This window comes from Streptomyces albipurpureus (assembly GCF_023701525.1).
Lineage (GTDB): Bacteria > Actinomycetota > Actinomycetes > Streptomycetales > Streptomycetaceae > Streptomyces > Streptomyces albipurpureus.
On sequence record NZ_JAMQAW010000041.1, the window covers coordinates 47010 to 69963 of the forward strand.

At 68.2% G+C, this 22954-nt stretch carries 17 protein-coding genes; 8 read left to right on the forward strand and 9 right to left on the reverse strand.

Features of this window, described 5'->3' with window-relative positions; genetic code table 11:
- Positions 1 to 21 precede the first annotated feature (21 nt).
- Entirely contained in the window at positions 22 to 450 is a 429-nt protein-coding gene (locus tag NBG84_RS30390) for a DoxX family protein (RefSeq protein ID WP_250922869.1), read from the reverse strand.
- Positions 451 to 947: 497 nt separating this feature from the next.
- Here NBG84_RS30390 and NBG84_RS30395 point away from each other — a divergent pair, with 497 nt between their 5' ends.
- The 5 genes from NBG84_RS30395 to NBG84_RS41235 are packed head-to-tail and all read left to right on the forward strand — an operon-like array spanning position 948 to position 9388.
- The gene (locus NBG84_RS30395) at positions 948 to 2189 is read left to right on the forward strand and encodes a hypothetical protein (RefSeq protein ID WP_250922870.1); all 1242 of its coding nucleotides are present in this window, start codon (positions 948 to 950) and stop codon (positions 2187 to 2189) included.
- A 43-nt stretch (positions 2190 to 2232) separates the two neighbouring features.
- Entirely contained in the window at positions 2233 to 3495 is a 1263-nt protein-coding gene (locus tag NBG84_RS30400) for a toll/interleukin-1 receptor domain-containing protein (RefSeq protein ID WP_250922871.1), read from the forward strand.
- Between the two features lie 58 nt (positions 3496 to 3553).
- A complete protein-coding gene (locus tag NBG84_RS30405; protein WP_250922872.1) occupies positions 3554 to 4477 on the forward strand; it encodes an AAA family ATPase in 924 nt (307 codons plus the stop codon).
- 4 nt (positions 4478 to 4481) lie between these two features.
- A complete protein-coding gene (locus tag NBG84_RS30410) occupies positions 4482 to 5444 on the forward strand; it encodes a hypothetical protein (protein WP_250922873.1) in 963 nt (320 codons plus the stop codon).
- Positions 5441 to 9388: a CHAT domain-containing protein gene (locus NBG84_RS41235; protein WP_250922874.1), complete on the forward strand. Its 3948-nt coding sequence runs from the start codon at positions 5441 to 5443 to the stop codon at positions 9386 to 9388. The genes NBG84_RS30410 and NBG84_RS41235 overlap by 4 nt, the downstream gene beginning before the upstream one ends.
- A 244-nt stretch (positions 9389 to 9632) precedes the next feature.
- Here the strand turns inward: NBG84_RS41235 and istB are convergent, their stop codons facing one another.
- From istB to NBG84_RS30440, 4 genes are all read right to left on the reverse strand, one after another.
- Positions 9633 to 11063, reverse strand: a complete 1431-nt coding sequence (gene istB / locus NBG84_RS40810; protein WP_285368073.1) for an IS21-like element helper ATPase IstB — start codon at positions 11061 to 11063, stop codon at positions 9633 to 9635.
- Between the two features lie 221 nt (positions 11064 to 11284).
- Positions 11285 to 12292, reverse strand: coding sequence for a polyprenyl synthetase family protein (locus NBG84_RS30430; RefSeq protein WP_250922875.1), 1008 nt, complete (start codon positions 12290 to 12292; stop codon positions 11285 to 11287).
- Positions 12293 to 12375: 83 nt separating this feature from the next.
- On the reverse strand, positions 12376 to 12894 hold the full coding sequence (locus tag NBG84_RS30435; RefSeq protein WP_250922876.1) for a hypothetical protein: 519 nt from the start codon (positions 12892 to 12894) through the stop codon (positions 12376 to 12378).
- A gap of 516 nt (positions 12895 to 13410) precedes the next feature.
- The gene (locus NBG84_RS30440; protein WP_250922877.1) at positions 13411 to 14226 is read right to left on the reverse strand and encodes a calcium-binding protein; all 816 of its coding nucleotides are present in this window, start codon (positions 14224 to 14226) and stop codon (positions 13411 to 13413) included.
- A 483-nt stretch (positions 14227 to 14709) separates the two neighbouring features.
- Here NBG84_RS30440 and NBG84_RS30445 point away from each other — a divergent pair, with 483 nt between their 5' ends.
- Complete coding sequence (locus NBG84_RS30445) at positions 14710 to 15051, forward strand: hypothetical protein (RefSeq protein ID WP_250922878.1); 342 nt, start codon at positions 14710 to 14712, stop codon at positions 15049 to 15051.
- A gap of 365 nt (positions 15052 to 15416) precedes the next feature.
- On the opposite strand, the gene NBG84_RS30450 is transcribed toward NBG84_RS30445, so the two are convergent.
- The gene (locus tag NBG84_RS30450; RefSeq protein ID WP_250922879.1) at positions 15417 to 16307 is read right to left on the reverse strand and encodes a universal stress protein; all 891 of its coding nucleotides are present in this window, start codon (positions 16305 to 16307) and stop codon (positions 15417 to 15419) included.
- A 407-nt stretch (positions 16308 to 16714) separates the two neighbouring features.
- Between NBG84_RS30450 and NBG84_RS30455 the strand changes: the two genes are divergently transcribed.
- Positions 16715 to 17107 carry a helix-turn-helix domain-containing protein gene (locus NBG84_RS30455; protein WP_250922880.1) on the forward strand — a complete coding sequence of 131 codons (393 nt, stop codon included), beginning with the start codon at positions 16715 to 16717 and terminating at the stop codon, positions 17105 to 17107.
- A 235-nt stretch (positions 17108 to 17342) separates the two neighbouring features.
- A complete protein-coding gene (locus NBG84_RS30460) occupies positions 17343 to 17753 on the forward strand; it encodes a VOC family protein (protein WP_250922881.1) in 411 nt (136 codons plus the stop codon).
- A 64-nt stretch (positions 17754 to 17817) separates the two neighbouring features.
- Here NBG84_RS30460 and NBG84_RS30465 read toward each other — a convergent pair whose 3' ends face one another.
- The 3 genes from NBG84_RS30465 to cobN form a co-directional block, all read right to left on the reverse strand.
- A complete protein-coding gene (locus NBG84_RS30465) occupies positions 17818 to 18225 on the reverse strand; it encodes a hypothetical protein (RefSeq protein ID WP_250922882.1) in 408 nt (135 codons plus the stop codon).
- Positions 18218 to 18820 carry an RNA polymerase sigma factor gene (locus NBG84_RS30470; protein ID WP_250922883.1) on the reverse strand — a complete coding sequence of 201 codons (603 nt, stop codon included), beginning with the start codon at positions 18818 to 18820 and terminating at the stop codon, positions 18218 to 18220. The genes NBG84_RS30465 and NBG84_RS30470 overlap by 8 nt, the downstream gene beginning before the upstream one ends.
- Before the next feature lie 379 nt (positions 18821 to 19199).
- Positions 19200 to 22931: a cobaltochelatase subunit CobN gene (gene cobN / locus NBG84_RS30475; RefSeq protein WP_250922884.1), complete on the reverse strand. Its 3732-nt coding sequence runs from the start codon at positions 22929 to 22931 to the stop codon at positions 19200 to 19202.
- Positions 22932 to 22954: the final 23 nt, after the last annotated feature.

Below are 22954 nucleotides of genomic sequence, written 5' to 3' on the forward strand. Positions count from 1 at the left end.
GCTGAGCGCAGATGGCTGGGCTCAGATGATCGTGAGTGCCGCTGCCGCGATGTAGACGAGCTGGAAGGCGCTTCGGGGGCCGATCGGATCGCCCTGGGCCACCTTCCTCCGGGCGGCGGAGACATTGGCCGGCCACAACGCGATCAGCAGAAGGATGATGCCGACGGCAGCCCAGGTGGAGGTCGCGGGGATCAGCAGTCCGATCGCCCCGGCGATCTCCAGCACGCCCGTGAGGCTCACCAGAAGATCCGGCCGCGGCAGCGACGGCGGAACCATCTCGACGATCTCGGGGCGAAGCCTGGGATGGAAGTGGGCGACCGCGGTGAAGAGGAGCATCACCGCCAGCCCCACCTTGAGCGCCGCCTGCCAGTTGTCGAGCGCGTCCACCCCGATCCAGCCAAGCACCCGGGCCACGACGAACCCCACAACGAGGGCGACAAAGGGCTCCATGGTTGCCTCCAGCGGTTGGGGACGGTCGCGGCGGCAAGGCCGCGTAGGTGACCCACCCGCGAACCCACCGCCTGTCCCACTGGATCACCCGCCCCGCCCCACGGCACTTCCAGCGCCAGCCCCCACCGCCAGACGGGCTACCTTCCCCACCCACTCGGTCTCCCGCGACCTCGCGCCCACGCCCTTCCACCCGTGGTGCCAGCGGAACCGAACGCCACCAGCTCCCTGACCGAGCCCCGCTCAGGCCGAGTGCTCAGCGGGATGGACAGGGCGGGCCCGGCGACCCGCTTCGTACGCTTCGTCATCGGAGTCCGCCGCGCCCAACTGACGGCGAGTGGGTCCCCATCCGAGCGCGACGCAACCCCGAGCTCGCAACCTGGGCGGACCTGACCGCCCAGTGCCGCCCCGCCCTGGGCGCCCCAACCGTCGAGGGGGTCCATGGCCCTAGCCTGGGGAACTTCGACAGCGTCGCCCAACGCGCGGCGACAAGGGGGAACATGCTGGCCGCTCGACGCATTCTGACCCTCGCGGGGAGTACCGCGGTACTCGGTGGGCTCATCGTGGCAGCCGTGCGCACCGCACTCCCCGCGGTGCTTGTCGCCACACCCATCGTCGGCGCGCTCTGGTTGCTGGTCCTGGTGGACTGCGGGTATCGCGTCGGGCGGGAGCGGGCACACCGCCGCCGCCGTACCCGCCGAGGGCAGCATGCTGCCTGGACGCCCGACCCCCACGTGCGGACGCCCATCACCTACCCGGGAATCCTGCGGCGTCCCCCCGGTGGTGACCCAGTGGATCGGCAGGGCGACTTCCGCGCGTTCGGCATCCGGCTCGCCGTCCTCCCGGCGCTCGCGGTGCTGTTCCTCACCGTCCAGATTCTGTTCCTCCGGGACAGCGAGGCGCTGGCAGTCGGTTTCGTCCTCGCCGAATGCCTTCTCCTGGCCGTCATGGTCTGGACGGTCTGGAAGGGTCAGGACCCCTCTCGGCCCTGGGTGGTCAATCGGGTGCGGGGAGAGCTCTTCCGTCGTGAGATGTATCTGCTGCTGGTCGGCGTCGGACCCTATCTCGGGTTGGGCGCCCAGAACGCTCAGCAGGTACGCGACGCCCGGTTGGACCTGCTCAGCACCGCGGGTCTCCCCCAACTCGATGATCTGGGACGCTTCACCGAGCGGACCGCTCAGGGAGCCGAGCGCCACTGGCAGGACGAGGTCTGGCGCCGCGGAACCCAGCAGTTGTCCGACCCCACCGATGCCACCGAGCGCATGCGGACCTATCTGGACTACCGCATACAACGGCAGGCCCTGTTCATGGAACTCGCGGGCGAGAAGTGCGAACGTACCGAGGAGTCCCTGGGCAGGGTCGCCAAGGGCATGGTGATCCTGGGCATCGCGATCGCCCTCCCCTACGCCGGACTGCTGTTGCTCGGCCGGGGCGGCGACGGACCGTCGACCGCCGCGTCGATCGTGGCGCTGCTCGCGGCGTGCGCTCCCCCGCTGTGCGGTGCCGTGTCGGCCGTCCAGAACCTTTTCGCGGCCCAGCGGTTGGCGCTCTCCTACCAGGAGACCCGGCAGGAACTGCGAGGGCATGAGAACACCCTGCGTACGCTGCTGGCCCAGCCGCTCACTCCCGATGCCTTCCTCTCGTTCCAGGCACTGGCCGTGCGGGTGGAGTCGACTCTCGCCGAGGAGTTGAGGCGCTGGCGGATCATCGTCGCCAGGCCCGAGTTCGACGCCGGATTGTGAGACTGCCCTCCGCGGCGCAGGACGATAGATCACAATCAGAGGCGTGAGGGACGTCTTCATCAGCCACAGCGCACGCGGTGATGACTTCGCGATGACCGTGATGCAAACGCTGAGGACGCGGCTCGCGGAGAAGGAGTTCAATCCGCTGGTGGACCAGGAGGACATTCCGCCCGGTCAGAAGTGGAGGCCTCATGTCATCGACTGGCTCGCCCGCTGCCGGGCGGCCATCGTCCTGATCAACAAGAAGGCCCTGGAGTCCGACTGGGTGCGCCGTGAGGTCAATATCCTGATGTGGCGCGAGGCTCTGGGCGCGGAGCTGACCGTGGTCCCGGTGCTCCTGGACGACCTGCCATCCGACGCGGTCGAGGGCGCGGGGATGTCGGAACTTCGGATCATCCAGTTCGCCCGCACCCCTCGCGGTGCGCCGCAGGACGCGGAGAGCATCGCAGATTTGGTGCTGAAGCAGTTCGCTGACCTGCCCAAGGCACCGCCCGCTGGGGACCCGATGGCCCGTTGGCTCGGCAGGCTGCAGCTGTTCCTCTCCGAGGCCCAGCGCTCCACACTGCTCATCAAGGCCGCAGAGGCCCTGGAACTTGAAGACAAGTACGTGGCCCATGTCACCGCCCAGCAGGGCGGTTGCCTCTTTCTCGCCCATCAGTTCCTGGTGGCCCCACCCGACCGGATGGAACGGGCCCTCGATGAGTTGGCGCCCGCGCTGTCCCACCACACCCTGCGCCAGTTGACCGGCGCGCTCAAGGCGACTTGGGTGAACGAGGAGGCGGCCCGCAAGTTGCTGCCCGCTCCCAAGAAGCCGCCATGGGAGATGACCGCCCTCCTCAACTCCTTCAAACCCGGTACCGCGGAGCAGTACATACGGCGAGCGACCTGCAATGCCACCCTGGGCTACGAGGTGAAATCAGCCGGCGTGCCGATCGGCGAGGATCGCATCGGGGAGCGCCAACGGGACTGGGAGCGGGACGTCTGGGTGGAGTTCTTCGACGCCCCCAATGAAGAGGACCGGATCCTTCCGAGCGATCTCCTCGACCGCACCCACTACTTCATCATCGATGAAACCGGCCCACCCGACTCTGACTTCGTGGCAGCGGTACACCGGCTCCACAGCGCCTTCTCCTGGTTGATCGTTTTGGTGACGACCGGCAAGGACCTGCCGACTCCGGAGGTTCAGGCCGCCTTCAACAAACCGATCCTGCTGGAACCCGCCCTCACCGCGGACAACGAGCTGGTCGCCAGACTTCGCAGCGACCGTCTCGACAAGATGCCCGACCGTCACTCCGGCAAGTACTAGCCGAGCGGATCACCACCGCACGAGATCCGTCCCCTACCGCCATCTACGAGGAGCTCCCGTGGCCCACCCCGTCTCCCACGGTCCCGACCCCAGGGACGGTCGGGTCTACGACATGTCGAAGGACCTCGGGCTGGCCATCAAGGTGGCGCTGGCGACCAATCGGCCCCTCCTGCTGAGCGGGGACCCCGGATCGGGAAAGTCCTCACTGGCTCCGTACTACGCCCGTGAGAACGGCATGCGGTACTACGAGCATGTGGTGACCTCCCGTACGCAGGCGACCGATCTGCTGTGGACCTTCGACAGTGTGCGACGGCTGGCCGACGCCCAAGCACACCGCTCCCATCTCCATGACGCCGAATACGTCCAACCCGGGGTGCTGTGGTGGTCGCTCGCCCCCGAGTCAGCCCACAGCCGCGGTGGGATGCTGCGGCCGTCCCACCGACACGACCCGTTGGACCGGTTCTACAAGGAGCACCAGGCCAAGGGCGCTGTCGTCCTGATCGACGAGATCGACAAGGCAGATCCGGACGTACCGAACAGTCTGCTGGTGCCCCTGGGTTCGCAGGAGTTCACGGTGGCCGAGACCCGGACCACGGTCTGCCGCGAACCCCATGTCAGCGACCATCTGATCGTGGTGACCACCAACGGGGAACGCGAGTTGCCGCAGGCGTTCCTCCGCCGCTGCGTCACCTTCACACTGCCCTCTCCGACCCATGAGAGCCTGCTGCGGATCGCGGAGTTGCACCTCCGTTTCGAAGGCGTGAAGTGGGACGGGCGCACCCGCGAGTTGGCCGATGTGCTGGCCGATGAGCTGATGGCCGCCCGGCAGGGCCCCGACGCCCAGCGCAACCGGCTGCCCAGCACCGCCGAGTATCTGGACGCCCTGCGCGCCTGCCGCGCGCTGCGGGTCCGCCCCGGGGAGCCGGACTGGGAGCTCATCCGCACCCTCACCCTCGCCAAGTCGGCTCAGCAGGACCGGTGATGTGATGCGCCCACAGATCTGGATCGCCGATGTGGTCCGCGCGCTGGAGGTGACCCAGGGCGAGGAGGAGCGGGCCCGGGTGGTGGAACTGCTGGGGTTCGCCTCGACCACGGCCCCGCAGAGCGGCGGTGACCTCTCCCCGGTGCGGCCCCTCCCCTTGGACCAGGGGTTCGACAGTGCCAGCACGGATCAGCGAGCCCCCCACCAGGACGACACACCGTTGTCGCCCACCGGCGATGAGCAACCGGAGACTTCCGGTGGACTTGACGACCTGCGTCTGCTTGCCCCCGTACGCACCCAGACCCCCAGCCAAGCCCCCGATCCGGTCGAACCCCTCGCCCTCCCGTCCTCCGAGCGCGTCCAAGGCCCCCATCTCCCGCTCCTGGTCCCGCACTGGACCAGTGCCATCCTCCAGGCCGCCCTCGCGCAGAAGGTGGCCGAGGGTCCCATCGACATCGACGCGCTGATCGACTCGCTCGCCCATGGCCGCCCCATCACCCGGCTACCGCGCCGTCCGGTGCCGACCCTGCGGTACGGGGTCCAGGTACTGGTCGACCGCGGCGCCGGGATGCAGCCCTTCCGCCGCGACCAGGACCATCTCGTCCGACAGCTCCGGTCCATCGTGGGCGCCGAGCTCGTCGAAGTGGGCTACTTCGCCGACCTGCCCCAGCGCGGTACGGGCCCCGGCGCCCGCTGGACCCGTACCACCTACGCGCCCCCGGCCAGCGGCAAACGCATTCTGCTCCTCTCCGACCTGGGCCTGGGTAGACCGCCGTACGCGCCTGAGCAGAGCGAACCCTCGGACTGGGAGGACTTCGTAGAACTCGTCACCCGCGCCGGCTGCCAACCCATCGCCCTGTCGCCCTACCCGCCCGACCGCTGGCCGGCCTGGATGACCAGACTGCTGCCCCTGGTGAGTTGGGATCGCAGCACCACCACCGGCTGGGTCAGCGCGAGGATGCCGTGATCGAGCTACCGCGGGAACTGCCGCCCACTCCCCCACCGGGCGCTCTGGAGCTGGCCGCCTCCCTGAGCATCGCCACCCGCATCGAGCCGGAGTTGATCCGGGCGGTACGCCTTGGGCTCCATCCCCACCTCGACGTGGGCGCCGAGTCCGACCTCTGGTTCTGCCACTGGGTGAGCGCCCGCACCCATGAGGCCATCGCCCTGATACCGCAGTGTCTGCCGTACCTGCGGGCGAGGCTGGCGCGGAGCCTGGAGACCGACCCGAGGATGGGCGGGGTCTTCGAGATCATCTCCGAGTACCACCAGGGCCTGTCTCCCGCGCTCGTCCTGGAGGAGCAGATCACCTGGCACACCCTGATCGGCGAACCGGAGATCGCCGACCAGCACCTTCACCGCGCCCTGCACGCCCTGGTCCGACAGAACCGCACCGGTGTCGCCGGCTGGTTCGCTGACGCCTGGCAGCGCATCCCCGCCCAGGCCCGCACGACCACCGCGGCCTGGAGCCTGGCCAACGCGACCCGCTCCCACGTACCGGCCCTCGATCCGGGCCAAGGGCCCGAGGTCACCCTCACCGATGTGGCGACCATCGCCGCCGCGGTCGGCGAGACCCGGCTGGGGGTGCGCCGGGCGGGCACTGATCTGCTCCTCGGGCAGGTCCAGGGGCCGGACGCGCTGGCCATCCTGGTGCCCGACACCCATCCTCGCCTGGTCGAGGTGATCACCAGTGGTCCCCTCCGCACGGTACGGGTCGAGGAGGGGGCGACCGTCCGCGTCCCGGTGGGAAAGGGTCCCGTCCACCTCCGTACCGGCGCCGGCCAGATCTATCCGACAAGCGTGCAGCCGCTGCTGCCTCCGCCGCTGCCGGCGCAGCGCGAGTGGGAGGTGCTCCTCAGCCTGCTCAGCCAGGGGGCACGGCCCTCCCTGGTCCCCCGGCTGATCGCCGAACTGAACGCTCTCCTCCGCAAGTTCCACCGGGAGGACGCCGACACGGCGCTCAAGGAAGCGGCCCAACTCTGCGAGCGCGCCCTCGGTGCGGGCTACACCCCGGAGGCGGAACCCCAACTCTGCCTGGCGTTCGCCGAGGTGCTGCAACTCCAAGGGGCCGTCTTCGGCATACGGGAATCACTCGATCGTGCCTTGACCATCGGGCGGGCTGTCCACCGCGATGCCACCGGCCCTTTCCACATCCGAGCGCTCCTCACCCTCGGACGGGCTCACCGGGATCTGTTCACCTACTCAGGGGAGACAGCCGAACTCCAGGAATCCGAGCGGCTCCTGAGCACCGCCCTCAACCTGGAGCTGGGCCAGGAAGCCGACCCAACGGAGCCCCTCGCCGAGGAACTGCGGACGGTGATGCTCCACTACGAGGTGGACCCACAACCTCGTCTGCTCTCCAGAGCGGAGCATCTCGCGTCCCTCGTCGGCGAGTGGAACGGTAGGCCGCCGCCGACGACACTGCTGGATCTGTCCAAGTTCCGGCTCGCGCAGTACGCGGTCACAACCGATCCCACCGAACTGGACCAGGCCGAGGCGATGGCTTGGGAGCTCACCGAGGCATCCGGCGTACCTACAACCGTACGGGCCGAAGGGCTGGCCGTACGCGCCACGGTCGCGCTGGTGCGAGCCCATCAAGGCGACCAGCGCGCTCTTGACTCGGCCCTGAGGGATCTCCGGGCCGCGATCGCACTGGTACCCGCGGGCCGAGCCCAGCTCCTTCCTCTGCGACTGGAGTACGGCCGTGCGCTGCGGCTGCGCTTCCGACTCCTGGGGCGGGAAAGAGACCTGACCGCGGCCGGGGTTCAGTTCCGCGCGGTGGTGAAGGGAGGGCCCCGGCCCTCGCTCTGGGCTGGGTTGATCGGCCTGTCCCGCTGCCAGTTGGATGACTTCCACCGCACCGGCGAGAGCGCCGCTCTCGACCGAGCCACCAACACCGCCAGGGAGGCGGTCTCCGCCGCGACCCGCACACCGTCCCAGCAGCGAAGCACTTCGCTGGTCCAACTCGCGGCGGCCCTCACCGCCAGATACCGGCTGACGAACGACACCCGGGATCTTGACCAGGCCATCGATACCTTGGAGTCGGCGGTACGGGCATCCGACCCGCGCCACCCCGTCCCGGAACACACGGTCTGCGCACTGGCCTCCGCTCTCATGGACCTCCATACGCACACCGCCGACGCCGCCCATCTCGCACGGGCCTACGGCGCGCTCGATCAATTCCTGGCGCGTCCCCTCCCAGGCGGCCCCGTTCCACCGTCGCAAGCCCTGATGCTCCGGGCCGCAGTGCTCGTGCGCCTTCCCGACGCGGAGGCGTCGAGTCTCCGCAGCGCTATGAGCGACGCGCAACGCCTCGCCCAGATGCCCTGGGCGAATCCTCTACTACGGCTCAAGGCAGCCTTGGTCTGGAGCGAACTCGGACTGCGCCTCAACGCATCGGACGCCATCATCGACGGCTACGTAGCCGTTGCCGCTGGGATTCCCACGGCCCTTCTGCTGCGCGGTCGCATCCAGGCGACGACGATGCAGTCGTGGGAGGCCCTGGGGCGAGAGGCTGCGGCCTACCTCATCGGCTCCGGGGACGCGGAAACCGCGCTGGAGATGCTGGAGTACCAGAACATCCTGCTGTCGTTCTGGAGCAGGGACTCCCCAGCTCAGCTGGACCAGCTGACCAGTACCGTGTCAAACCTGGTGGAGGAAGTGCGCTGGCTCTGGTCACTGAGCAACCTCGCCGCTCCCACCGCGGAACTGACCGGTTGGGAGGCATCGACAGACACCTCCGAACTGAACGCCCGGATGGACCGCCTCGCCCTCTCGATGCGCACAACCCCCGGCTTGGAGGGCCTCTTCGCACGCCCCACTGCCCGCGACTTGCTCCGGGCCGCGAGCGAGGGTCCCATCGTCGTCCTGAACGCGGCCGCTCACCGCTGCGATGCCCTGATCCTGACCCAGCGGGAAGTCTCGGTCTCTCCACTGGTACGCCTGGATCTCATCAGCCTCAAGGAGATGGCGGACGAGTACTCGGCGGACCGCGGCACTCTCTCCGAGCGATCGACCGGCCCTGATGCCCGGTCCCTCCTCCAGTGGCTGTGGCACCGGGTGGTGCGGCAGATCCTCAACGACCTCGATCCGTCGATCTCCTACCGATCCAGCGGCACCCGCACCGCCCTGGCAGTGGGCCCACCAGGTCCCTACGAGAGACTGAACCGCGTCTGGTGGTACCCCACCGGTCCCTTCGCCAAGCTGCCACTCCACGCAGCGGGCGACTACGACTCACGACTGCCGCAGAACGCCATGGACTACGGCGTGCACTCCTACACCCCGACCATCGACGCCCTGGTAAAGGCCCGAATCCGGGACCGGCAGACCACCTTCGCCCTCGAACCACGGATGCTCCTGGTACTGGGAGATCCTGATCTGCTCCATGCCACCAGGGAGGTCGAGGAGCTCCATCGGCGCCTTCCGGACTCCACCCTGCTACGCGGCAACAACGCCACCCTTGAGCATGTCCTGGCCAGCCTCCCCCACCACTCCTTCTTCCACTACTCCGGGCACGCGAGTCACGAAGGCGACCCGGCCGGACTCCACCTCCATGACCAGCGGCTCACACCGCGACACATCCCGACCGGCCTCGTCCCCGACGGGGCACTGGCCTACTTCTCGGCTTGCGACACCAACATCACCCCACGCGGCTCGGAGCATCCCCCCTGGACCATCGCCGCCGCCTTCCAGTCCGCTGGATACCGCCATGTGATCGCAGGGCTGGGCCAGGTCTCCGACCGGGCAGCCAGCGAAGTAGCCCTAGCCGTCTACCACTCTCTACTGAGCCCTGACAACACCCTCCACCCCCAACACACCGCCCGCGCCCTCCACCACGCCCTCCAACAACTCCCCACCGACCGCCCCGACTACCTGCTGACCCGTGCTTCCCTGGTGCACTTGGGCCCCTGACGCGAAGGCCTACGCCTGGCGCGCTAGAGTCGCAGGTCAGGAAGTGTGGTCCCCGCGCATGCGGGGGTGGTCCCTTCCCGGGCGTCGCGCACTACATGGGTGACATGTGGTCCCCGCGCATGCGGGGTCTCCCGGTGGCGCCCCCGCGCAGAGGACCCCGGCTCGATGGATCAGGCCGGGGTCCGTTGCGCAACGGTTGAAGGGAGGGGCGGAATCGCGGATGGGGCTCCGATGGTGCTTGTCGTCAGCTCCCGTCGGGCAGTGAGCTCAGCACGGCGTCATGGCCGTGGTTGCGCAGTCGGTAGCTGTCGCCCTTGAGGGGGATGACGTCGGCGTGGTGGGCCAGGCGGTCGATCAAGGCGAAGGTGACCGGGTCGTCGCCGAAGACCTCGGTCCAGCGGCCGAAGGGCTTGTCGCCGGTCACGATGATGGACCCGCGCTCATAGCGGTGGGAGATCAACCGGAACAGCAGGTTGGTGGCCTCCGGGGTGAAGGGGACGTAGCCGATCTCGTCCACGACCAGCAGGTCGCACTGGTCGAGGCGGGTCAACTCCTCGGTGAGGCGGCCGGTGTTCTGGGCCTCGGTGAGGCGGGTTACCCATTCGGTGGCGGTGGCGAAGCGTACGTCATGGCCGGCCCGGCAGGCGCGCATGCCGAGGGCGATCGCGAGGTGGGTCTTTCCGGTGCCGGGGGAACCGAGGAAGACCACGTTCTCGTGGGCGTCGATGAAGTTCAGCGTTGCCAGGCGGGTGACGGTTTCCCAGTCGTGCAGACGCTGGCGGTCATCGTCGAAGTCCTCCAGCCCCTTGTGAGCAGGGAAACCCGCCGCGCTGATCCGGACCTCGGCGCCGGCGGTGTCCCAAGTGGTGGGAAGGGCATTGGCGTTCTGGGTGGTCTGGGTGGTCTGGGTTGGGTTGGCGTCCAGTTCGGGTCGGGGGCTCTTGTCGGCTTGAGCGGGGATCCTGCCTCTCAGACCGACCAGATTCATCTCTTGGACGAAGGCCGGCTCCAGGGAGTCGGGCGGGGCCGTATCGGGTTCGGAACGGTGGTGTGCCCCACCGCCCCCGCCGTGTGGCGGCTGCCCGAGCCACTCCATGGGGCCGGACATATAGGCGAGGATCGCGGCCGAGAGGATGAACGCCATATGGATCACGGTTCCCCACAGCAGCGAGTGCTGGGAAGTGTGACTCACATCGACGAACATTTGCAGCAGGTGAACGGAGGAGATGCCCACGATGGCAGTGGCCAGTTTCACCTTCAGCACATTGGAGTTGACGTGCGACAGCCATTCCGGCTGGTCTCGGTGGCCTTGCAGGCCAATGCGCGAGACAAAGGTCTCATAGCCCCCGACGATGACCATGATCAGCAGATTTGCGATCATCACAACATCGACGAGCTTGAGTACGGCGAGCATGACATGCGTTTCATCTGCCTGGCCGCTGATGATGTTCTGCACCAGGTGCCACAGTTCGTTGAAGAACTTGTAGACATAGACGCCTTGGGCAGCCACCAGACCGAAGTACAGGGGTGCTTGTAGCCAGCGGGTCGCGAAAAGCGCGTATCCGAGTGATGGAGCCGCATAGCTCCTGAAATCCGGCTTAGCCGAATCGGGCGTGGCGTGGGTGAGCAACGGTTCTCCCATGGTGGCCGTGCGGCAGTCGGGTTTGGACCGCATACGCCGCCTTCAACGAGCCAACCGTGGGGAGCGTCACTGCAAATTCGTCGCTGGTATGCCGATCAGTCAATTCGCTTTGCCATACAGACGTTTGGTGCCACCACCGAACTAGGGGACAAGCGCCTGATGAATCCAGCGGTCTCCGGACGGGTCGCGCCGGGCGAGACCCCTCCAGCGCGGGAGTTGTCCGTCAACTTCACTCCGTCTCCAGGGCGCCCCTGTTAGTGCCCCCTGGAGACAATGAACCTCGGTAGTTCCCGTAGGAATACCCGATCCTCCTCATGCACCGGACCGTCGTCGGATTCAGCGGCCGGTGCGGTCTCCAGTACCCGGGCGATCTCCCGTTCCGCTGCCTCGGCCAGTTGCTCCGCCGCCGACTGGGCACTGTCCACGCACTCGTACGCCGTCATTCGCTCCAGCAGCCAGTGCACCTCGCCCTCGCCGTCGGCCGTCCGCTCGGTCCTGGTGCGCGAGAGGAAGCGACGGATTCTGCTGCGTTCCGCCGGGGAGCACCGGCCCAGCAGATGGATCAGCATCAGAGTGCGCTTTCCTTCCCATAGGTCTCCCGCGCGCTCCTTGCCGTACCGTTCGTCGGCGATCAGATTCAGTACGTCATCCCGGATCTGAAAGGCGGCGCCCAAGTACCAGCCGAACTGGTCGAGTTCCACCGCATCCGATGGCTTTCCGCAGGTAGCGAGAAGGCCCGCTCGGCACGGGTAGAGAAAGGTGTACCAAGAGGTCTTCTTCAAGCACATGCGGTAGTAGTCATCGGCCGTGAGTTCGCACACGTTGTCCCGAATCCAGCCCACTTCCAGCGCCTGGCCCTCCAGGGAGTGCCGGAACATCAGCTCCGTCTCTTCGAACAGCTGCCAGGCCACCTCCCCGCCCAGCGCATGCCGGGTCGCCATCATGCGTTGCAGACCCAGGAGATTGGTGACGTTCCCGACGTTGAGCGCCACGCCCACGCCGTAGCGGGCGGAGAGGGTGGGCGAATTCCGGCGGAGCTCGCTGCCGTCCTGGATATCGTCGTGGATCAGAAAGGCATTGTGAAACAGCTCCACGGCCACGGCGATGTGGAGCGCCATGCTCGTCTCGCCACCAAAAGCACGACAGACCGCAAGACAGAGTGCGGCCCGTAGCCCCTTTCCACCGCGGTTCGGATATTCGCCCGCCAAGTCATAGAGGTACGGGGGGCTCTGGCGCGGGATGTCAGAAAGCAGCGCATCCATGGTGAGAGCGTGATAGCGAGCGAGTACCCGCTCGACCAAAGCGGAGTCCGTGGCATGCGATTGCGCGGTGGGGGCTGTTGTCATCAGACCGGCTTGGGGCGGCTTGTGGGCTGGTCCGAGCCAGGGGCGACGACAATGCGCTCGGCGATCTGAGGGGTGAGCCTGGCAAGGTTCAGCAGTACGTCGATGGCGTTGTGGGCGTCGGTCACCGCGTTCTTGGCCACATCGGCGCCGCCGCCGGTAGATCCGCCGAGGAGCTGTGCGGAGACCAGATTGATCAGCTGATGAGAGCTGCGCCGGGTGCGTACGAGAAGCGCTTCGAATTCGTTCGGGTCAATGCGGTTCTCGCTGTTGAGGCGCTGCTCGACGCGCTGGGCCTCGGGAATTGCCCCCTGGGCCTCACGTTCGAAGACGGCGGCGACGGACATGATGAGGGTGTTGCCCTCATCCGTCAGCCCGCCGAGCAGATCGTCATCAGAGATGTCGTTCGCCCGTCCGTCGCCCGCTGTGCCCTGCTTCGCCGAAGCCCCCTGCTTGCCAGCCGACTTCTGCTTCTCCTGTGCCTTCTGCTTGCCCTGGGCGTGCGCTTTGTCCTTTGCCATGTTGGGCGGCCCTCACTTCGCCTCCGGGCGCCCCGTTGGCCCGGGTATGGGCTCGCGGCGTCGACGCCTCACTCAGGCACGGATTGTGACATTGGGAGGGGTCTTTCATCACTCATGGTGAATGCGCGTCAGGGTGAGAGTGGGTCACACCGCTGACGTTCACCCTCCCCCCCCTCTTCCGTGACCTCGGGCAAGGACCCTCGGAGCTCATGCCCGACGGCGTCGGCACCCCGCAAGGCAAGCCAGGGCCTCGGGGGCCGATGTCGGCCAGGGAGTTCGACAGAAGAATGACTCCGGCCCGCCGTGTGTGCACACACGGCGGGCCGGAGTCATTCAGCAGGATGTTTCGCATCGGCCCGTACGGCTGGTGGCCCATGGAGTGGGCCCGGTGCCGTAACCGTCATCGCACCGGAGGGCGATGACCTGCTGGCTCGAACCCCCAAGTCCGTTCCAGCCGAGCGGAGTCAAGCGGAGTCGAGCGGAGTCAAGCGGAGTCCAACTCAGCGCGTCAACGCGTCAACGCACGTCGATGTAGTCCGCCACCGGGGTCGAGCCCGCGGTGCTCGACGTACCCGCGAAGACATAGCGGTAGTAGCCATCGGCCGTCGCCTTGACCGTCGTCTTCAGGTTGCCCCTGCTGTCAGACTTGATCGTCTTGACCGTGGTGTAGGCGTTGGAACCCTTCTTGAGGTACTGGAGCTTCACGGACTGGGCGCCGTAACCCACGTACCTGCCGGAGTCCCAGCTGGCCCGGGTCAGGGCGCCGGTGATCGTGATGGTCTTGTTCTTCTTGACCGGCTCCGGCGCCGCGTTCACCGTGAGCTTCGCGGCACGCACGATGTTCAGCGTGCTCGCGGAGGCCTTCTCCGTCTCGTTCGCTTCCTCGTCCATGGCGTAGAGCGCCACCTTCCAGGTGCCGGCCTCCTTGTCCCACAGGTCGAGGGCCGGGTCAATGGTGAAGGTGGCCTTGCAGGTCGGCGTGGTGCCGGCGCCGCACTTGGCTTCGAAGTCATCGCTGAACAGGATGGAGTCGGCCTTGTTCAGGTTCTTGCCGCGCCACAGTGCCGCGTCCGCGGTGTAGATGCCCTGCGGGTCACTGGCCGTGAAGGACACCGTGACGGTCTTCTTGGCGGTGGTGCCGATGGCCACGGCCTTGCCGCCGCTCACAGCCACCTTCGAGAAGGTCGGGCCACCGGCCGAGAAGGCCGAGGCGCTCGAACGGGCGGAGGGCCAGGTGCCCGGCTTCGCGTCGTCCGCGTGCGCCATGGGGACTGCCAGACCGGTGAGGGCGAGAGCGCCGGTCACCACTGCGACAGAAGCACGAATGCGCATGTATCTCCCAATTCATGGGGCCACTTCCGGGACGCGACAGGAGCGTCACCAGGGGCCCTGGGTCTGTCCGAGTCTGCTGACTCAGCAGAACCGACACGGAAAGCGGGTGAAAGGTTGCACACCAGAGTGAAAATTACGTGATAACCGGTTTTACGATCTTGGTACCGGTGTAGAAATTCGCCCCGCACTCGCTCCTGTACCCGCCCGCTCGCCCGCTCGCTCGCTCCCGTAGCGGCCCCTCGAACCTCGCCACCGGCCGCTGTCTCTCCACCGGCCTCTCTCCACCGCCTCTCTACACGGAACGTTCAGAGCGGCCCCGTGTCCATCGGGTCGGCTTACCGGATTGATTTGTACGGACGAGACTCCGCCCACCAAGACGGCCGGCCCCTCGTACCCCGGGCAGCCGCGCACCGGATGCCGCTCCTCCCGGAACCCGGCAGGGTGATCTTCAGCAGGACTCCCGCACAGACAAGGACCCCGCCCATGTCCGTGATCCCACCACGGCGGCTCGCCAGCGCCGCCGGAGCAGCGCTGCTGACCCTCACCGTCGCGGGTTGCTCCGGCCTCGGCCGGACCGCCGTGGGTCCTGTCTCCTACGACACCGCCCAGGATCGGCATGCGACGATCCACAGCCCGCTGGTTCGCGGTTGCCACAAGCTGGCCTCCGCCGGAGCCGTATCCGTCGAGAACGGCAGCCTGGTGGACATCGTGCTGTACCCCACCGCCAATTGCTCCGGCGGTGACACGATCTACGTCGCCACCATGTCATCGGACGTCATCGCCCCCGGCGCGGCCCCCTGGCGGAGCTTCCGCCTGATCCACTGACGGCTCGCGAGACCGACGGACGGCCGTCGCGGCATACTCGCGCCCCACGCCGGGGCCCGCCCCTGCCGGCCCTCCGCGCGTACTCGCGCGGCTGCGGACGGGCGACGGGTGACAGGGGGACGGGTGCCGGGTGCGCAGTACGCCCCCTGGAGAACCAACGAGGTCCCGGACGGGTGCGCGTACGTCTCGTACCGCGCCCCTCCGGGACCTGCTGGAACCACTGTGCAACCTGTACAACCCGAGGCCGGTGGCCCCCGGCCTCGGGTCGGTCATGAGCCAGGAGCCCGATGGATCTCAGTCCTGGCCGGTAGCTCGTCCTGGTCGGTATCTCAGTCCTGGTCGGTAGCTCAGTTCTGGCCGGTGGCTCAGTCCTGGTCGAGCTGACCGGCTCGCACCACCGCGACCGGGCAGTTCGCATGGTGCAGGGCCGCCTGGCTGACCGAGCCCAGCAACAGCCCGGCGAAGCCACCACGGCCACGCGCCCCGACGACCAGCAGCTGTGCGGCCCCACTGGCCTCGATCAGCGCCTGACGGGGGCGGTTGCGCACCAACTGGCGGCGTACGGTCACATCCGGGTACTTCGCCTGCCAACCCGAGAGCGCCTCGGCGAGAACCCGCTCCTCCGTGCTCTGGAGCCGGTCGAGATCATCCACCAGATTGTCCGGGTGCCCGGGGTCATCATCGCCACGCTCACTCCATGAGCCCCACGCGTGCAGGGCGACCAGATCGGCGCCTCGCAGCGATGCCTCGGCGAACGCGAAGCCCACCGCCGCCTCCGCCTGGGGAGAACCGTCGGCGGCCAGCAGCACGGGACCCGTCGGATCGGGGGCGCCACGGACCACCAGCACCGGGCAGCGACCGTAGGTGGAGAGATGCACCGCCGTGGAACCGACGAGCAGACCGATGAAGCCGCCCATGCCCCGACTGCCGACCACCACGAGGGAAGCCGTTCGGGACTGGGCCTCCAACACGGCCAGGGGCTCACCGGTGATGAGGTCTTGGGTGACCTCCACATCCGGCGCGGCGGCACGGGCACGTGCCACCGCCTCATCCAGTGTTCGCACGGCGAGATTGCGGAGTCCGCCATCGGCCGGGCCCATGGCCGATGGGCCGAGCGAGACATGCATCTTCGGCCAGATGAACGCGTGCACCACATGGAGCCCAACACCGCGGATCTGAGCCTCGTGTGCTGCCGTATCGACCGCGGACAGGCTCGACTGCGAGCCATCCACTCCAACGACGACTGGTCCGTTCATCACTGCGCTCCCATCTCCACTCGTTGCACGACCGCCCTGGCATACGGGCGGCCCGCCGGGACGGGCGGCGGATCTGGCCGCTCTACCACCCGCACACCAGGTGCGGGCGGTGGCCGTCCCGCTTTCAGTCTCAACCCGATCGTCCGTGACTGTCAGGGGCCGAATGACCATGATCGGGGGGCCGATCAGCCCTCCGGTGCCCCGCTGAAGCCCTCTTCGGCAACTGTCCGGCGAGTCCGGGGGGACTCACTGGACACGCCCTCACCGACAGTACTCCCGGAGGCTGGCCGCCGTGATACACCACGAGGCGCGGGAGGGGCGGAGTGGAGGATCACGGCGGCTGACCCTCTCACCGGGCCTCCGCCAACGGTGACCAGCCTGGGGTGAAGACATGGTGTGATGATGTCGTGAACCGCGCTGTCGAAGAGACCAACCGCCGCATGCTTCGGGCCCGGGATGCGATGGACCGGGCCTATGCGCAGGCGTTGGACGTCCCTGGTCTGGCCCGGATCGCCCATGTGTCTCCGGCACACTTCACCCGCACCTTCCGGGCCACCTTCGGCGAGACGCCACACCGCTACCTACAGCGGCGGCGGGTCGAGCGCGCGATGTTCCTGCTGCGGGAGACCGATCGCAGCGTGACGGAGATCTGCTTCGAAGTCGGCTTCGGCAGCCCGGGGACCTTCAGCCGGACGTTCCACGACATCGTCGGCCGATCGCCGAGGACCTACCGCAGGGAAACGTCGGCGATGGGCGTACCGACATGCTTCACGATGACATGGATGCGGCCCAGCTCCTGACCTTCCCCCGCCGCCGCCCCCGCCGACACTGCTTCCCCAGCAACGCTGTTCCCGACTCCGTTCCCGACTCCGGTCCCGACTCCGTTTCCGGCATGGAATCCGGCATGGAATCCGGCATGGAATCCGGCGCTACCGCGGATTCGGCTACCGCTGATTCGACGACCGCTGACTCCCCACCGCTGACTGAGCAGTTTTGGACAAGTTTTCCTCCGCCCGGGCCCGTAGCGTGATGCACATGTTCAACGCCATCACTCATTCGCAGATGTACGTCCTCGACCAGGACGAGGCCCTCGACTTCTACGTCGGCAAACTCGGTCTGGAGGTCAGCGCCGATATCGATCTGGGCTTGATGCGCTGGCTCACCGTCAGCGTCCCCGGACACCCGGAGCGCCAGATCCTGCTGGAGAAGCCGGGCCCTCCCTCGATGTCCGAGGAGACGGCGGAGCAGGTACGTGAGCTGGTGACCAAGGGCGCGATGGGCGGCTGGTTCATCCTCACCACGGACGACTGCCGCAAGACGTACGAGACGCTGCTCGCCAAGGGCGTCGAGTTCACCGAGGAACCCACCGAGCGTCCGTACGGAATCGACTGCGGTCTTCGCGACCCCTTCGGCAACCGTCTCCGCTTCACCGAGCCGCGGGCCTGAAGACTGACCATGCCGCGGGCCTGAGGAGATCGAGGATGCCGCGGGCCTGAGGATGTCCCGGTGCTTACTCCCCCCTGCGCGTCGGCGTCGGCCCGGACGGCTGTGTGGGGGTCTCGATGGTGGTGAGGGACGCCGTTGTCCCGGCCGTGGAAGGGACGGCGACCGTCAGTTCACAGCGGCCTTCGGTACAAGACCGCTGTAGTCGCCCCATCGAGACGGTCTGCACCAGCCCTATCGTCCAACACAGCGGGCAGCCACGCAGTGCCAGCAGTCCTACGGGTGCGAGCACCAGGCTTCCCCAACCCAGGACCGGCACGAGCACGGCCGCCCCGATGAGCCCGCCGAACCCCACCGCGCCGCGCAACAGGTGTTGGGCCAGGGAGGCACTGGCAAAGCTCGTCGAGCCGGAGGCCGAGGTCGAGTCAGCGGCCGGGGCGGGGGTGGTGACGGTGGCATCCCTGAGATCAGTCACCGCGCCCTCCCGGCAGCTCATTCACACGTCCCGGCAGCTCATCGCCATTTCCCAACAGCTCATCGTCACTTCCCAGCAGCGAGGTGCGGACCGTCTCACGGGCGCGTCGAAGCCGGGACTTCATCGCCGCGTTGCTCAGGCCGAGCGCCTCGGCGACGGCCCGTCCGCTGTAGCCCTGGATGTCCCGCATGATCAGCACCCGTCGCTGGTCGATGGGGAGCGCGGTGATCGCCGCCGCCACCCGAGCGGCTTCCAACCGTTGGAAGACGTCCTCCTCGAAGGACGGCACCACCACGTCCGGCACCGGTTCGTGATGGTGCCGCATCTGCCGGGCTCTGCGGAGGCATTCATTGCGCACGATCCGGAACATCCAGGAAGCCAGTGCCCCGGAGGCCCGTAGCATTCCGATCTTCCGGTAGAGGATGATCAGGGCTTCCTGAGCCGCGTCCTCGGCGTCCTGGGGTGAGGCGCAGAGCGAGCGGGCGAATCGCTGCACATGCGGGTGCGACCCGGACACCAACGCGGCGGTGGCCTCGGTGTCTCCCTGCTGTGCCGCGGAGATCAGCTGCTGTCCGGGCCAGGAGGAGTCAGCCACGGGCGCGCCCCCGACGGCGCAATACGACGACCGTGCACGCGCACACCAGTACGGCGGCGACGGCGAGAGAGATTCCTATGATCACAATGCCTCCGATCCCTGTGCCGACGTTGTCGTCCGCACAGGGATAAGAGGCACGGTCGTCGAGAAAGGATTCACCCGACATCGGCCGGGGTCGGGAGCCCTACCCCGGCAGGGACACCCCGGCAGGCTGATCGAGCCGGTGCGCGACAGGCACCGAGCGGCTCCGGGGCGGGCGGGAAGCGCACGGGCATGACGCCACCGGGCCCGCGGGGGCCCGGTGGCGTCGAGCGAGGCCGGTGGACCGGCTGACTGCCTATGGAGCGGTCAGGGCCTTCCCGTACGCGACGTCCGCGCCCTAGCCTTCGCCCTCGGTCGCCGCCTCCGCGGCGTCCTCAAGGGTGCCTTCCGTGGAGAGGAACACCTCCCGCAGAGCCGCCAGCACCGCCGGGTCCGGCTTCTCCCACATCCCCCGCGACTCGGCCTCCAGCAGCCGTTCCGCGATGCCGTGCAGCGCCCAGGGGTTGGCCTGCCTCAGGAACTCCTGGTTCTCCGCGTCCAGTACGTAGGTCTCCGTCAGCTTGTCGTACATCCAGTCGGCGATCACACCGGTCGTCGCGTCGTACCCGAAGAGGTAGTCGACGGTCGCCGCCAGCTCGAACGCCCCCTTGTAGCCGTGCCGACGCATCGCCTCGATCCACTTCGGGTTCACCACCCGGGCCCGGAAGACCCGTGAGGTCTCCTCCACCAGGGTGCGGGTGCGGACCGTCTCCGGGCGGGTCGAGTCACCGATGTACGCCTCCGGGGCCGTACCCCGCAGCGCGCGCACGGTGGCCACCATGCCGCCGTGGTACTGGAAGTAGTCATCCGAGTCGGCGATGTCGTGTTCGCGTGTGTCGGTGTTCTTCGCGGCGACCTCGATCCGCTTGTACGCCGTCTCCATCTCGGCGCGCGCCGGCCGACCGTCCAGCTCCCGGCCGTAGGCGTAGCCGCCCCACACCGTGTAGACCTCGGCGAGATCGGCGTCCGTACGCCAGTCGCGCGAGTCGATCAGTTGGAGCAGCCCCGCGCCGTACGTACCCGGCCGCGAGCCGAAGATCCGTGTCGTGGCTCGGCGTTCGTCGCCGTGTTCGGCGAGATCGGCCTGGGTGTGCGCCCGTACGAAGTTGTCGTCGGCGCTCTCGTCGAGCGAGGCCGCCAACCGTACGGCGTCGTCCAGCAAGCCGATGACGTGCGGGAAGGCGTCCCGGAAGAATCCCGAGATCCGCAGGGTCACATCGATGCGCGGACGGTTCAGCTCCGCCAGCGGGATCGCTTCAAGACCGGTGACCCGGCGCGAGGCGTCGTCCCAGACCGGGCGGATACCGAGCAGGGCCATGGCCTCGGCGATGTCGTCACCGGCGGTACGCATCGCACTCGTACCCCACAGGGAGAGTCCGACGGACGTCGGCCAGTCGCCGTTGTCGGTGCGGTAGCGGGCGAGGAGGGAGTCAGCGAGCGCCTGCCCGGTCTCCCAGGCGAGCCGGGACGGGACCGCCTTCGGGTCGACGGAGTAGAAGTTACGGCCGGTCGGCAGCACATTGACCAGTCCGCGCAACGGGGAGCCGGACGGCCCGGCGGGGACGAAGCGGCCGTTCAGGGCGTCGATGGTGTGGTCGATCTCATCGGTGGTCGCCGCCAGCCGGGGCACCACCTCATTGGCGGCGAACCGCAGGATGTCGGCGACCTGTTCACCGTGCTCGGTGGGTACGGCGGCAGGCTCCCAGCCGGCGTCATCCATCGCCTGCACCAGCGCCCGCGCCCGCTCCTCCGCCTCGTCGGCGGTGGTACGGGTCGCCGCGGACTCATCGAGACCCAGTGCCTCCCGCAGCCCGGGCAGTGCCGTCGTACCGCCCCAGATCTGTCGGGCGCGCAGGATCGCGAGCACCAGATTGACCCGGTCGGCACCTGCCGGTGCCTTGCCCAGCACATGGAGACCGTCGCGGATCTGTGCGTCCTTGACCTCGCAGAGCCAGCCGTCGACATGGAGGAGGAAGTCGTCAAAACCGTCGTCGTCGGGACGGTCCGCCAGTCCCAGGTCGTGGTCGAGCTTGGCGGCTTGGATCAGGGTCCAGATCTGGGCCCTGATCGCGGGCAGTTTCGCCGGGTCCATGGACGAGATCTGGGCGTACTCGTCGAGCAGTTGCTCAAGCCGTGCGATGTCACCGTAGGAGTCGGCGCGGGCCATCGGCGGTACGAGATGGTCGATCAGGGTGGCGTGGACCCGGCGCTTGGCCTGGGTGCCCTCGCCCGGGTCGTTGACAAGGAAGGGATAGATCAGCGGTAGATCACCGAGGGCGGCATCGGGGCCGCAGGCGGCGGAGAGCCCGGCGTTCTTGCCCGGCAGCCACTCCAGATTGCCGTGCTTACCTAGGTGGATCATCGCATCGGCGCCGAACCCGCCGTCGGCGTCGGCGGTGGCCATCCAGCGGTAGGCGGCCAGATAGTGGTGGGACGGCGGAAGGTCGGGATCGTGGTAGATCGCGATCGGGTTCTCGCCGAAGCCGCGCGGCGGCTGGATGACGATCAGCAGATTGCCGTGGCGGAGTGCGGCGAGGACGATATCGCCCTCCGGATTGCGCGACTTGTCCACGAACATCTCACCGGGCGGCGGCCCCCAGTGCTCCTCCACGGCGGTACGGAGTTGCTCCGGCAGGGTCGCGTACCAGCGCCGGTAGTCGGCGGCGGGGATGCGGACCGGGTTACGGGCCAACTGCTCGTCGGTGAGCCATTCCCGGTCATGCCCACCCGCGTTGATCAGCGCGCGTATCAGCTCATCGCCGTCACCGGACGCCAGCCCCGGCACCTCCTCGGAGCCGAAGTCATAGCCTTCGGCGCGCAGCCGCCGCAGCAGGGCGACGGCGCTGGCCGGGGTGTCGAGACCGACCGCGTTGCCGATCCGGGAGTGTTTGGTGGGGTAGGCCGAGAGCACCAGCGCGAGGCGCTTCTCAGCGGCCGGGATATGACGCAGCCGAGCGTGCCGCACGGCGATCCCGGCCACCCTGGCCGCCCGCTCGGGGTCGGCGACATAGGCCGGGAGACCGTCCGCGTCGATCTCCTTGAAGGAGAACGGCACGGTGATCAGTCGCCCGTCGAACTCGGGGACCGCGATCTGACTGGCCGCGTCCAGCGGGGACACGCCCTCGTCGTTCGCCTCCCAGTCGGCGCGCGAGCCGGTGAGGCACAGCGCCTGGAGGATCGGTACGTCGAGCGAGGTCAGCGCGCCCGCGTCCCAGGACTCGTCGTCTCCGCCGGCCGACGCTTCGGCCGGCCGGGTGCCACCCGCGGCGAGAACGGTGGTCACGATCGTCTCGGCGGCCCGCAGCTCCTCGATCAACTCGGGCTCGGGCGCCCGGAGTGAGGCGACGTACAGCGGTAGCGCCCGTCCGCCCGCGTCTTCGATCGCACCGCAGAGGGCGTCGACGAAGCCCGTGTTGCCGCTCATGTGGTGGGCGCGGTAGTAGAGCACGGCGATGGTCGGCCCTTGGTCCGCCTTGGCCGTACGGGGCAGCCGGCCCCAGGAGGGGGCGGGCGCCGGTGGGTCGAAGCCGTGCCCGGTGAGCAGGACGGTGTCGGAGAGGAACCGCGCCAACTGCTCAAGGTTGGCCGGGCCGCCGTGGGCGAGATAGGCGTGCGCCTCGGCGGCGATGCCGATCGGAACGGTGGAAGCGGCCATCAGCTGGGCGTCGGGCGCCTGTTCGCCGGTGAGGACCACCAGCGGCAGACCGCTGGCCCTGACCTGGTCGAGCCCTTCCTCCCAGGCGCGGACACCGCCGAGGAGCCGTACGACGACCAGCCCGGCGCCGTCGAGCAGCGCGGGAAGGTCATCGAGGGCGGTACGGGAGGGGTTGGCGTAGCGGAAGCTGACCGGGCCGCCCGCGGCACGGGCGCTGAGGAGGTCGGTGTCGGACGTGGACAGCAGCAGAACGCTCGGTGCTTCATCCGTGGAGCCGATGGCTATGTCCTCGGTGGTCGGGGTCGGCCCCTGGGTGCCCAGGGGACCGGGGCTCGTCGGTCCGTCGCTCGGAGGGGTCTTCGGTGCAGGCGGCATACGGCATCAGGCCTTCCTCGGGG